This is a genomic window from Dyadobacter sp. SG02 (genome assembly GCF_900109045.1).
Lineage (GTDB): Bacteria > Bacteroidota > Bacteroidia > Cytophagales > Spirosomataceae > Dyadobacter.
In genome coordinates, this window is the sequence record NZ_FNYL01000002.1 from 463,079 (window position 1) to 475,426 (window position 12,348).

The window sequence follows — 12,348 nt, forward strand, 5'->3', positions numbered from 1 at the left end:
TTTCAAAGAAAACCTCGTGGGATACATTGTTCCACGATTAAATCCTCCTGTCAATTATGAAAAAAGTTTATTGTCAAACCATGCTATGGGTTGTGCTTTCCTGTGCTTGTTATGCTCAGGAATTTACGTCGAATCTCCCCATTGTGATCATCAATACCATTGGCGAGCCGATTAATGACGAGCCCGGCGTGGTCGTCAATTTTGCCATCATCAACAATGCAGGTAATGTTAACCGCAGCACCGATCCACCCAATGAATACAAAGGGAAAGCAAAGGCCGAGTTTCGGGGGTGTACTTCGCAAAACTTCCCCAAAAAGTCGTTCGGCGTGGAGTTGCGCGATTCGGTGAATACGGCCAGCGATATCAACGTCGGTTTGTTCGGTTTTCCGGCCGAGGCCGACTGGGTTCTCAATGCCTCGTACACCGATAAATCGTTTATCCGTGAAGCGCTGCCATTTTATATGTCCAATCTCGCCGGCGACTACGCGTCGAGGACGAAATATGTGGAGGTGGTACTCGACGGCGTTTACCAGGGCATTTATGTTTTTCAGGAAAAAATCAAACGCAACGCGGGACGCGTCAACATCAAAAAGATGGATCCCGTGGACCTGGCACTTCCCAAGATGAGCGGGGGATATATTCTCAAAATCGACAAGGCCTGTGGTGATGAAGTGGCCCACTGGAATACCGCTTATGACAGTCCGGGTGGTTTGGCCGGAAGGAAATACGGCTGGGGCATCGATTATCCCAAACCGGACAACCTTCAACCGCAGCAGCTCGCCTACATCAAAGACTATATCACCCAATTCGAAGACGTGGTTCAGGGCAGTTCTGCCTGCGATTCGGTGAACGGGTACAATAAATACATCGTCGAGTCCTCGTTTATCGATTACATCCTGTTTCAGGAGATGGCCAGTAATGCCGATGCTTACCGGTTCAGTACGTTTTTTTCCAAAGACCGCGACGGCAAACTCCGGGCAGGGCCGATCTGGGATTTCGGTCTCGCATTTGGCTTTTTGACCAACCCGCTCGCCGGTTATGCCCAAAACTACCAGGGATGGCGCTACAATGCGCCGGGCGATGCTTCTTTTCCTGTCCCGTTTTTCTGGGAAAAGTTGCTAAAATGCGCCAAGTTCCGTCAAAAACTGGTTACCCGGTACCAGGAGCTTCGCGCCGGTGCATTGAAAACGGGAGACCTGACCGCATTTATCGACGCACAATTTGCTACGCTGAATCAGGACGGGGGAGGGGCTTATCAACGGAATTTTCAAAAATGGCCCATTCTGACAACGCAGGTCTGGACGGACGTGCCGTCGTTCGTAGGCGGTTCGCTCGAAGCCGAAAGGGATTACCTGAAAACCTGGCTGACGAACCGGCTGGCATGGATGGACGCGAATATCGCTTCCATTCACCCCGGAGAGGTGGTAGCACCGGCTTGTGATTTCAATGTGACTGCGAGCCCGTCCACCGGCACGCCATCCTGCTCGGGGGCCATGAGCCTCACCGCCGAATGCACGGGTGCGGATTGTTCCGGCGTAGGTTATCAATGGAGCGGCAATGGTATCGACTTAGCCGGTAAATCGGTGAACCTGAACGCGCCCGGCAGTAACGGGCCCTATACCTACACGGTCACCGCATCCCGAAACGGATGTGCCAACAAAAACGTCACGGGGTCCATTACGGTGTCCAACTGCCAGCCGCCCGTCGTGACCTCGCAGCCGTACAGCCTTTGCCTGGAATCGGAGAATTCGGATGGCAACGGGCCTGTTACCGGCGATCCCAATGCCTCGGCAGGCAAAACCAGGGGCGCCCAGGACAACTACAATCACTATGTCGATTACCCTGTGAATGGGGTAGGTTCGGCGGGCGTGTATCAGATGAAACTGCGGTATTACGCCGTTAGTACCGCGTTCGTAAGTATATCCGTAAATGGGAACGTGGTAGCGGCTTCGGTTGCCCTTCCGGCCACGCATACCTGGAACATTGTTTCGAGAGAGGAAACGATTCCGGTGACGCTGGGAGCGGGGAACAATACCGTGCGCATACAGGGGTTGCCGGGTGCCACCGCGCGGCAGGACCGCATTTGCGTCACCGGAACGGGTGGCGGCACCCAAACCCCGGCAGTGACCTGCAATTTCGCCATCAGCCCCACCGCCGACCGGCAATCCTATACACCGCAGCAAGCCATGTCCTTCAATGCAGGCTGCACCGGTGCCGATTGCGGCGGGACCAGTTTTGCCTGGACCGGTAATGGAGCCAATGCCTCGGGCTCGTCCGCGAACATCAACGCGCCCGCGTCCCCGGGCGACTACACATACGTGCTCACGGCCTCGCGTACCGGGTGTGCGGATAAGACGGCCAACCTGGCAGTCCATGTCGCTGAAACCCCTCCAACCTGCAATTTCAACGTTACCGCGAGTCCGTCCACCGGCACGCCGTCGTGCTCGGCAGCAATGAGCCTCACTGCCGACTGCACCGGTGCGGATTGCCAAGGCGTTGGATATCAATGGAGCGGCAATGGCGTTAACCTGTCGGGTAAGTCGGTGAATCTGAATGCGCCGGGCAGCAACGGGCCATACACTTACACGGTTACTGCATCGCGCAATGGTTGTTCCAACAAAACCGCTACGGCGTCCATTACCGTTTCGGGCTGCCAGCCGCCCGTCGTGACGTCGCAGTCGTTCAGTCTCTGCCTGGAAGCCGAGCATTCGAACGGCAATGGACCGGTTACCGACGATCCCAATGCCTCAGGGGGAAAAACAAGGGGGGACCAGAACAATTACAACCACTACGTCGATTACGCTGTGAACGGCGTAGGTTCGGCAGGTGTGTTCCAGCTAAAATTGCGCTATTATGCCAACAGCGCGGCTTCGGTGAGTATCTCGGTCAACGGCAATGTGGTGAGCGCTTCCGAGCCATTGCCCGCTACGTTTTCCTGGAATATCGTTTGGCGGGAGCAGACGATTAATGTCGCGTTGGGAGCGGGCAATAATACGGTACGGATACAGGGCCTGCCGGGTACCAGCGTTCGCCAGGACCGCATCTGCGTCACGGGAAGCGGTACCCAAACCCCGACTACGACAGGTGAGACCCCGCCGGCTTGTAATTTTAATGTTACCGCGGGCCCGTCAACCGGCACGCCTGCCTGCTCGGCTGCGATAACCCTCACCGCCGACTGTACCGGAGCGGATTGTTCGGGCGTGGGTTACCAATGGAGCGGAAACGGCATTAACCTGTCGGGCAAATCGGTAAATCTGAATGCGCCCGGCAGCAACGGATCATTTACTTATACGGTAACCGCCTCACGTAACGGTTGTTCCAATAAAACCGCTACGGCATCCATTACCGTAGCCAACTGCCAGCCTCCCGTTGTAACGCCTGGACAGGCATTGAACCTGTGCCTGGAATCCGAGAACTCGGACGGTAACGGGCCCGTCACGGGCGACCCTAATGCCTCAGGGGGGAAAACAAGGGGGGAACAGAACAATTACAATCACTACGTCGACTATGCCGTGAATGGCGTAGGCTCGGCGGGCGTGTATCAGTTGACACTGCGGTATTATGCGGCGGGTAACGCCATGGTGAGTATTTCGGTGAACGGGAACATGGTCATGCCTTCTGTAACCCTGCCCGCTACGCATACCTGGAACATCGTGTCAAGGGAGGAAACGATCGCCATTGCACTGGGCGCAGGCAATAATACCGTCCGAATCCAGGGCTTGTCGGGGCATAGCTTGCGGCAGGACAAGATTTGTGTGACGGGAGGAGCGTCCGGCAGTGCGAGGCTCGCGGTGGTGGAAGACGCAACTGCCGACTGTCCGGTGATTCAGGCGGTAAATGTGTTCCCGAACCCGGCGGTATCGACGTTCGTGGTCAGCTTCACCCACACACGTACGGGCGAGAGCACGCTCACAGTCGTGGATATGCGCGGGAAAGTCTGGCACGATCAAATCATCAAAGGGCATGGCATTCATCACGAGACGGTCCGGTTGCACGGGGCGCCCGCGGGAATTTACCTTTTGAAGATCAGTCAGGGCGACCGGGCTGAAATGAAGAAGGTGCTCATTACCAATTAAGTATATAGTTTCATGTGGCTGTGGGATTGGTCCGGCCGCTCCCGGGCGATGGTTCGGACCAATCCTGCAATTATGGAAGAACCCTTATCTGCACGATCATGAGCGCTATATCGAACGGGGAAAACGGGAAAAATACGGTGGAAAAAGTACGCGTATTGCTTTTCGAACTGGATTACCTGAAACAGGAGAATATCAACCTGAAAAACGGCCTTTCCAGGGCTTTGCAGGGTAAGTTGGCTGGCAATTTCGTCGAAAAGGCCGAAGAATTTCAGCAAATGTTCATCAATAAGGACCAGGTGATCGATCTGTTCCGGCACGAAGTGTCGACACTTATGGTTGAGACGCCCCCTGAGGCCAGGAACGGGAAGTTTTCCGAAAAGGTCGTGGAAATGCAGCAGGAAATCGAAGTACTGATCGCCTGCTTTTGGGATATGAAAACCGCATTCGAAAAATACCTTTCGGAGATTTAGCCTGCCGCATTTAATTGTGCATGGTCACCAGCTTTCTGTAATTGAGAATATAGATCTGGCTTCCCACCAGACTGATCAGGTTCTCATTTTTGAAATCACTCAACGTCCTGATCAGCGATTCTTTGGCCACGCCTGCAATGGACGCCAGATTATCCCGGGAGAAGTCTATGAAGTAGCCCTCTTTCTTCTCTTTGTTATATTTTTCGTTGATCGTGACCAGCGTATCGGCTACTTTTTTGCGGAGGGAATTATAAGCTGTGGCCAACAGCTTATTTTCCCGCTCATTGATATTTTCCGCCAGCATTTCAATGAATTTTTTCATTATCGACGGATTATACCGAAGCACTTCTTCGAATTCAGCCCGCGGGATAACGGCGAGTTCGGCGTCCTCCAATGCTTCGGCGCATTCCCGGTAATTTACATTTTCAAGGATAGGGGTGTAGCCGAGGAAGTCGCCTTCGCTGTACAGGCCCACGATGAGCTCTTTTCCGTCTTCGTTTTTCCTGAAAGTTTTCACCTTCCCTTTGCTGATGTAATAAAGCCGGGCCGGGTGATTGCCTTCGGTATAGATCATCTGTTTCTTTTTATAGTGGTTTAAATTCCTCTTTTCCTTAAACCTGTCGAGGCAGATTTCACTGGCCGGGAGGTCGGCAAATTGCGTATTCTTTTTCAACCGCCTTTCCACCGCATTCAGCAGTTCGGAGCCATCGAAAGGTTTGGTAATGTAATCGTCGGCGCCCAGGTCCATACCTTTCCGTATCTCGGCCCGCTCCGACCGGGCGGTCAGGAAGATGAACGGCACATTCCGGAGCGTGGTGTTTTTCTGCACCAGGTGCAATACGCCGTAGCCGTCGAGCTCCGGCATTGTAATATCGCAGATGATCAGGTCGGGGATTTGTTCAAGGGCCAGTGCGATGCCGCTTTTGCCATTATCGGCCGTCAGGACGGTGTAATTGGCCATTTCCATGATCTCCGCCATATTTTCGCGGATCTCCGCATGATCTTCGATGAGCAGTATTTTTTGCATAGCGAGTGTAGTTAGGAATTTTCAAGTGCAAATGTGACCGTGAAAGTCGCGCCTTCGCCGGCATTGCTGACGCATTCGATGGTGCCGTTCATCAGCTCCGTGTATTTTCGGATAATGTGCAGTCCCAGTCCTGTTCCCGGGATCGTGTTGGTATTACTTCCCCTAAAAAACCTTTCGAACAGGTGTTCCCGGTCTTCGGGAGAAATGCCGATCCCCTCGTCCCGGACGGAGATCGCCAGACTTTTTGAGGTCCTTTTACTGATGATCGTGATCCGTTTTTCTTCCGCCGAGAATTTTACGGCATTGGAAATCAGGTTCATCATAATGTGTTTGAGCAATTCGGGATCGAGCCGGACGGTCGTGCTGCCCTCGTGGGTGTAGGCAATGTGCTGGCCTTTCTTCAATATGCCGTCGAGTTCGGCGGTCAGGTTCGTGATGTTTTGCCGGATGTCGAAAACCGCATTACGTACCTGTATTTTACCCTCTTCGATTTTGCCCACGGATAGGAAGTCGTTGAGGATATTCGTCAGCATATTCACCGACGACACAATGCGTTGCACATGTTTCTCCCTTTTGGCATGGTCTTCTGCGCCGGGGTATTGGGAGATCAGGAAAGCCGAGGACAGCACCGTGCTCAGCGGGGTCCGGAATTCGTGCGAGGCCATCGTCACAAACCTCGATTTCAACTCGCTCAGGTTTCTGAGGAAACTATTGGCCCGGTTAAGTTCCACGTCCTTCGCCTCGGTTTCCGCTACCAGCCGGGAAAGGTTTTTGACATCCTGCTCTGCTTTTCTTTGCTGCGAAATGTTGGTAATACAGGCCATCACCAGTTTTGCGCCGTCCGTATCGTGCTCGGTAAGGTCTATTTCGATGGGGAAGCGGCTGCCGTTCTTCCTGACCGCAAACAGTTCCCGCCCGGGCTCCAAGGCGATGTTGACAGGCAAGCGCCCACTATCCGTGCAGGAAGGAAGGAGTTTTTGAATGGGCTGGCCGACGAGCTCGGTATCCCGGTAACCGGATAGTTTGAGCAAAAAAGGATTGGCAAGGACAATGTGTCCCTGTTCATTGGCAATAACGATCCCGATGGAAGCATTGTCAAATACTATGTCAAAACCGATTTTGACATCCGTGTGCATTTTTTTCAGATAGAAGAGGGTGCTTGTATGTCAAATATACAATTAGTTTTTTACAAAAATAAACTGATATTTTCCTATAAATGAGAGGCCCGCCTCGCACGTATCGTTGCGAGGCGGGTTTTTTGTAGCTATATTTAATTAGTTGATAGTCAAAATGTTTGGAATGATTATTGCTGTTCACGGTAAAACCTTAACTAACATGGAAAACGTAAAAGCGATCGTGAAGCAAGTAGTGAAGATCTGGCGCCTTTATAAAATGCAACAGTTGGTTTTGACCGTTGCGATGCGTCAGGATATCCCTTTTGGGCTGCGAAAGTTGCTGAGCAGGGATTATATGATTTGTTCCGTATTAAAAAAAGAACTCGCAAACCTCTACGACGCGCTCAAATGTTGCATGCGCGACGACTGTATTACCCGCCCGGAAGCCAGCCCGATGATGATCATGAACATGGACGGTAACACCGGGATGGCGATGCAGAAGATCGTCAGTATGCACCGCCAGATCATCACGGAATATGAAACGTTACTGACACTTGTAAATGGTTCGAGCATTAATCCGTTGATTATCCACCAGCACCGCAAGCAGGTGACCGGCCTCACCGAAGATCTCGTGGCCCATTCCGACGATTTACACGATACCGCAGTATTTGCTGCCAACTAACCTAGTTCTTAACCCGCTGCTCTTCGCTGCCTGAGCCACCCACGTTGCGTTTCCGCTTCCCGGAAGTGCCTTTGGAAAAGCTGTAAGTAAACGAAGCCACAAGTACGCGTGTATCAGCATCGTTGTAATAGGTCGCATCCGCGTTGGGTATGTTGAGAATGCGCCCGTTCGGTTCCAGCGAGCTGAAAACGTCGCGTAGCGAGAGCTTTACGATTCCTTTGTCTTTCATCACTTTTTTCTGAACCGCCGTATTGACGAGGAACAGGTCTTTCTTATCGAATTGTGCGCTCTGGCTTCTGGTAATGTAGAACCCGCTCAGCTCGGCACTCCACCCGTTTTTGAACAGGAACTGATTGTTCGGACTGATGTAGCCGTAGGTAGAGCCGGTGGTGCGGTTAGGGTCGCCGGGCATACCGCGGAAGTTGTTGCGGATGAGTTCCGCGTAGAAGTTGCAGGTCCACCAGTTGCCTGCTTTGAGCTGTGCTGTCAGGGTAACTCCGCCCCAGATCAGCCGGCTGATGTTGCCCGTCCGGCTGATGAAAATGTTCCCGGCCTGCTCGATGACCTCTCCCTGCATATTGCGGGTGTAGTTGTAGAGGACCGACAAGTTGAACCTGCTCTTGTAGTTGAGCGACAGCTGGAACCTGTTGCCGAATTCCGGTTTGAGGTAAGGATTGCCTGCGAAGTAGGAGAATTTGTCCAGCAGGAAAACGAAGGGGTTCAAATCCTGATAATAGGGTCGGCCAATCCGGCGGCCGTACGAAAAGTTCAGGCGCGTCTGGTTGGTGTCGAGCTTGTAGCTCAGGAAAACGGTGGGGAAAATGCTGGTGTAATGCAGCGAGAACGAGGAATCGGGCTTCAATGCATTGCCCAGCTGGTGACCGTTACCGTTCGTATTCTCCGCCCGCAGACCGGTTTGTATGGAAAGCTTTTTAAAATCCCTGTTGAAATTCACATAAGCTGCATTGATATTCTCGGAATAACGAAAGCGGTTCGTTTTGTCGAAATCCACCGAAACGGTTTCGCCCTGGTGCAGGTAGTAATTGGCCTCATTGTCCGTCCGAACGAGGCTTGTTTTAAATCCCGCGCCGAGTTTCCCCTTCCGCAGCGGATGTTCGTAGTCTGTTTTGGCCGAATAAATGGCGATGGAAGAGGGGAGTTCGGTGGTGATTTTTTCCTGCCTTTTGAAATGCGCATCGCCGTCGAGAAAATCATTGACGAACGTCTGCCGGGCGCGGATGCGGTAGTTGATATAATCGAGGTCGAAGGTGAGCAGCCTTCCGGTACTGTCGTATTGATGGCTGAAATTGAGGTTGATACCATGCTGACGGAACCGGTTCCGCTCGCTGTTGTCGGCCCGGATGAGCGAATCGATCGCCCCCGCGGCATTCCTGACCGCGCTGCTCACAGGCCGCTGCTCACGCGAATGGGTGAACGCGCCCGTATACACGAGGCCCCAGGTAGTTTTTTCATTGATGTAAAAATCGACTCCGCTTTTCAGGTTAGTAGTCCTGCTTTTGGGAAAGAAGAGGGTGGTTTGGTCAAACGACGACAGTAACGCGCCGTTTTCGCCGTAATACCTTCGTCCGATATCGAGCCGGCGCCACTGGTCGGTGCTGTTGAAGCTCGCATTGGTGAAGAAATTGAAGCGGTTGCTCCGGTAGTTGAGGTTAAGGTTTTCATTATGCCGCCAGTATTTCGATCTCGACGGGCTCAGGGTAATGCTGCCATTCAGGCCGTGAACCCTGTTTTTACGCATTCTGATATGGATAATCCCCGCGCTGCCGGCCGCATCGTAACGTGCGGGTGGATTGGTGATCAGCTCGATCTTCTCCACCGAATTGGCGGGTAACGATCGGAGGTAGGCTGCCAGCGCGGCCTGGGAAAGGTAAGTAGGGCGGTTGTCGATCAGTACCAGCACGCCCGTCTGGCCTTTGAGGCTGATGCTTCCGCTCTGATCGACCATTACGCCGGGTGCTTTTTCCAGGACTTCCAGCACATTGGCCCCCGTATTCGAAATCAGCGCGTCGACGTTCAGTATCGTCCGGTCGATCTCGTATTCTACGAAATTCTTCTGCCCGGTAACTTTTACTTCGTCAAGTTTGATGTCGGCCTGGGTTAATGCAATGGTTCCAAGTTCGATATGCGTTTTTTCATCGGTTAATTCAAATGGGCTGCCGGTAAAACTTTTAAATCCCATCATGGAGACAGACGTGAAATAATGGCCCGTTTTCAGGCCGGAAATTGTAAATGTTCCGTCCCGCTCGGTTAGCACCGTTTGTACCAGACTTGAATCCGCAACGGCGAGCGCGGAAACGGCTGCGCCTTCCAGCGGTTTGCTGTCCTGCGTTACCACTTTTCCTTTAATCTGGGCATAAGCATTCCCCAATGCCGCCAGCAAGGCAACGGCAATCCACAGGGTGGTTCTCACCCGGTTCATGTTTTTCATGAGCTAATAGTAAGGTTATGTTTTTGGGCCAAACAGGCATAGCTTGCCTGTCCTACAAAAAGTAAGTTTTTGAATATGAATAAATTAAAATCGGATTACCGGTGGCTGCCGTAGGTGAAATCGATCACATCGTCCGGTTTGGTAAGCACGGCGTCGAGCACGGCCTTGTGCACGGTAGCCGGTTGTTTTATGCCGTTGACGGTCAGTTCTTTATTGGTAATCCTGAAATCGATCTCGTTTCGGGAAATCGACACGCCCTGCCGCTCGATGGCGTCCATAATCTTCTCGTTGATCGCCTGTCTTTTGATGCGGATCTCGCCCGGCCGGTATTCCTGTTGGTAGGTTTTTAGCGGCTGCATTTCGTAAGTCGGCACATAAGCCCGGTGCAACACGGGTGCCAGGCGTCCCCGGTCGGAGGAATCGGGATATAACTGCCCGATCGGCTGATAGCGTGGCGCGAGCGATTTTTGCAATGGCTGCAAGGTATCCAGCGGTACCAGATGATCGCGGTTTGCATTTTGGATAGTCTGGTCCTTCGCAGTATTTAAAGTGTTAATGCTTTGATTTTCAAAATTAATCGGCTGGTTGTTGCCCTGTTGCCGATTGGCTTGGTTCTTTGGAGAAGGTACAACTGCTTTCGGATTGCGGACCTGCTTCAAATGGGCTTTTTGCGGTGCAACCTGCTGGCCGCCCGCATTCGGGCTACCCGAACGCGATACGGGGGATTGCCTTTGAGCAAACAGGACCGAAAAGGTGAAGAACGCTAGCATTACCATGAGCAAAACCGTCTTTTCCACAGCGCCGAGCGTAGAATTGGTGCGGGAAGCAATGCGTTTGGCGCGTTGCACGAGGCCGCCTTTGCCTGAGAACGCCAGTTCGTATACGTTTTCATTCAACTGGTATTCGCGAAACGAGAGTAGGGCGCGGATATAGGTCGTCTGATTTCCCGAATATTTCAGGGCCAGGTCGTCGCAGCAATGCTCGCGCTCTTCGCGGATGAGTTTGGAAATCCAGAGAATGCCGGGATTAAAGAAGAAAAGCAGTTCGGTAAGCCGCTGTACGAAATTCACGAAGAAATCCAGGCGGCGAATGTGGGCGAGCTCGTGCAGCAGCACCATTTCGATCTGGTCCGCCGGAATGGACGTGATCACGCCCAGCGGGACGAGTATCACCGGCTTGAAATGCCCCAGTACGGTTGGCACTTTCACCAGGCCCGACTGAAGTATCCTCACGGGCTGCATGATCCCCATTTTTTGGGCAAAATCTGCCACCCGCCGTTCCCAGTAGCTGCCTATGCCGTAGATCTTCCGCGTTTTAAGCTGGTGCAACCGGTAAAGCCCGACCGCGAGCCCGCCTATTTTGACCAATACAATAACCAGCCAGGCCAAAGTGATCGCGTAAATGTTTTGGCTCAGAAAATCGATGGCCATGCCGGCGACGCTTTGCCGGGGCGTTATCTCGGCGGAAACCACCGCTTCACGCACGATACCAGCTGGTTGAATGTCAGTAACAGAAGGTTCGCCGGTTTCAGCGGGCCCCGATTGCACAAAGGCAACGCTCGTAGCGACGATAAATAGCAAAAGCAGGCCTGTGAGCAGGTTATAACGGATTTCCGGCCGACTGCGGCGCGTGCACACTACAACAGCGGCGGCCAGAAGCGCGGTAATGGCGCCAATCCAGAGCGAATGGCCCAATGCAAGCCCCATCTGCCTGATCAGGGCGTAAGTGGTTTCGGAGGTGAGCAAGTTTTTCATGGCTGCGCTCGTTTAGGAGTTTCCTTTTTCCAATTGGTCCAAAACCGCACGGATTTCGTCCAGCTCGGCCTTGGAAGCTTTTTTGTTATCCAGCAGCTGCATCACCAGGTTACTGGCCGAGCCGCCGTACAAATGATCGACAAAACGGTCGAGCAGAAGACCTTTCGTTTTTTGCTCTTCCTCGACCGCCTTGTAAACGTGCTTCATGCTGCTTTCGTCGCGGGTGAGCATGCCCTTTTCGGCCATCAGCTGCATTTGTTTGAGGGTGGTGGTGTAGTTCACCTCTTTAAATGTATTCAGCTGGTCGTGCACGGAGCGCACGGTGGATGGCCCGTGTTTCCAGAGGATCGTCAGGATGTCGAGCTCGGCTTTGGTGGGTTCGGTTTTTTCGGAACTCATGGCTGGGAAATTAAGTACCCTTCAAAGGTACGATTTAAATCGTACGATACAAGTGGTAGGGTGAATTAATTTCTCTTTCGGGCAGGCGTGCGTGAGGTATTATGGCTTGATTGCCAGGGTGTCGGTATGATGAAGGGCGTTTTTTACAGCTTTTTGCCGGGGTATAACTTTTGAAATAACCGGACTTGAATCCGATCCGGCAATGATACTTTGCGGATTTGCGGGTACGTTGCGGTCCGTGTCGCAGGCCAACTGGAAGATCGAAACAATGCAGGCAAACACGGGGAAAAGCAGTTTCAGGCTTTTCAGGGCTTTGGTTCTTAATTTGTTTAACATGATGATCCGATGGTAGGTTGAGCGTTAAAAAAGGCCGGCG

Annotated in this window: 9 protein-coding genes; 3 read left to right on the forward strand and 6 right to left on the reverse strand. The window is 52.6% G+C overall.

Annotated elements, in window-relative coordinates; all coding sequences use genetic code 11:
* The first annotated feature begins 56 nt into the window (after positions 1-56).
* The gene (locus BMW93_RS05585; protein WP_090374208.1) at positions 57-4,076 is read left to right on the forward strand and encodes a CotH kinase family protein; all 4,020 of its coding nucleotides are present in this window, start codon (positions 57-59) and stop codon (positions 4,074-4,076) included.
* A gap of 98 nt (positions 4,077-4,174) precedes the next feature.
* Positions 4,175-4,546, forward strand: coding sequence for a hypothetical protein (locus tag BMW93_RS05590; RefSeq protein ID WP_090374209.1), 372 nt, complete (start codon positions 4,175-4,177; stop codon positions 4,544-4,546).
* Positions 4,547-4,556: 10 nt separating this feature from the next.
* Here BMW93_RS05590 and BMW93_RS05595 read toward each other — a convergent pair whose 3' ends face one another.
* Positions 4,557-5,573, reverse strand: a complete 1,017-nt coding sequence (locus tag BMW93_RS05595; RefSeq protein ID WP_090374210.1) for a response regulator — start codon at positions 5,571-5,573, stop codon at positions 4,557-4,559.
* A gap of 11 nt (positions 5,574-5,584) precedes the next feature.
* Entirely contained in the window at positions 5,585-6,709 is a 1,125-nt protein-coding gene (locus tag BMW93_RS05600) for a PAS domain-containing sensor histidine kinase (RefSeq protein WP_090374211.1), read from the reverse strand.
* Positions 6,710-6,908: 199 nt separating this feature from the next.
* Here BMW93_RS05600 and BMW93_RS05605 point away from each other — a divergent pair, with 199 nt between their 5' ends.
* The gene (locus BMW93_RS05605) at positions 6,909-7,370 is read left to right on the forward strand and encodes a hypothetical protein (RefSeq protein WP_143061601.1); all 462 of its coding nucleotides are present in this window, start codon (positions 6,909-6,911) and stop codon (positions 7,368-7,370) included.
* A 1-nt stretch (position 7,371) separates the two neighbouring features.
* Here the strand turns inward: BMW93_RS05605 and BMW93_RS05610 are convergent, their stop codons facing one another.
* The 4 genes from BMW93_RS05610 to BMW93_RS05625 form a co-directional block, all read right to left on the reverse strand.
* A complete protein-coding gene (locus BMW93_RS05610) occupies positions 7,372-9,819 on the reverse strand; it encodes a TonB-dependent receptor (RefSeq protein ID WP_090374213.1) in 2,448 nt (815 codons plus the stop codon).
* Between the two features lie 95 nt (positions 9,820-9,914).
* Positions 9,915-11,573, reverse strand: a complete 1,659-nt coding sequence (locus tag BMW93_RS05615) for a M56 family metallopeptidase (protein ID WP_090374214.1) — start codon at positions 11,571-11,573, stop codon at positions 9,915-9,917.
* A 12-nt stretch (positions 11,574-11,585) separates the two neighbouring features.
* Complete coding sequence (locus BMW93_RS05620) at positions 11,586-11,972, reverse strand: BlaI/MecI/CopY family transcriptional regulator (protein ID WP_090374215.1); 387 nt, start codon at positions 11,970-11,972, stop codon at positions 11,586-11,588.
* Positions 11,973-12,071: 99 nt separating this feature from the next.
* On the reverse strand, positions 12,072-12,308 hold the full coding sequence (locus tag BMW93_RS05625; protein WP_090374216.1) for a hypothetical protein: 237 nt from the start codon (positions 12,306-12,308) through the stop codon (positions 12,072-12,074).
* Positions 12,309-12,348 lie beyond the last annotated feature (40 nt).

Bases quoted from the DNA above. Each gene is read 5' to 3' on its own strand.
- BMW93_RS05585 (WP_090374208.1), top strand. From the start codon at position 57: ATGAAAAAAGTTTATTGTCAAACCATGCTATGGGTTGTGCTTTCCTGT.
- BMW93_RS05590 (WP_090374209.1), top strand. From the start codon at position 4,175: ATGAGCGCTATATCGAACGGGGAAAACGGGAAAAATACGGTGGAAAAA.
- BMW93_RS05595 (WP_090374210.1), bottom strand. From the start codon at position 5,573: ATGCAAAAAATACTGCTCATCGAAGATCATGCGGAGATCCGCGAAAAT.
- BMW93_RS05600 (WP_090374211.1), bottom strand. From the start codon at position 6,709: ATGCACACGGATGTCAAAATCGGTTTTGACATAGTATTTGACAATGCT.
- BMW93_RS05605 (WP_143061601.1), top strand. From the start codon at position 6,909: ATGGAAAACGTAAAAGCGATCGTGAAGCAAGTAGTGAAGATCTGGCGC.
- BMW93_RS05610 (WP_090374213.1), bottom strand. From the start codon at position 9,819: ATGAAAAACATGAACCGGGTGAGAACCACCCTGTGGATTGCCGTTGCC.
- BMW93_RS05615 (WP_090374214.1), bottom strand. From the start codon at position 11,573: ATGAAAAACTTGCTCACCTCCGAAACCACTTACGCCCTGATCAGGCAG.
- BMW93_RS05620 (WP_090374215.1), bottom strand. From the start codon at position 11,972: ATGAGTTCCGAAAAAACCGAACCCACCAAAGCCGAGCTCGACATCCTG.
- BMW93_RS05625 (WP_090374216.1), bottom strand. From the start codon at position 12,308: ATGTTAAACAAATTAAGAACCAAAGCCCTGAAAAGCCTGAAACTGCTT.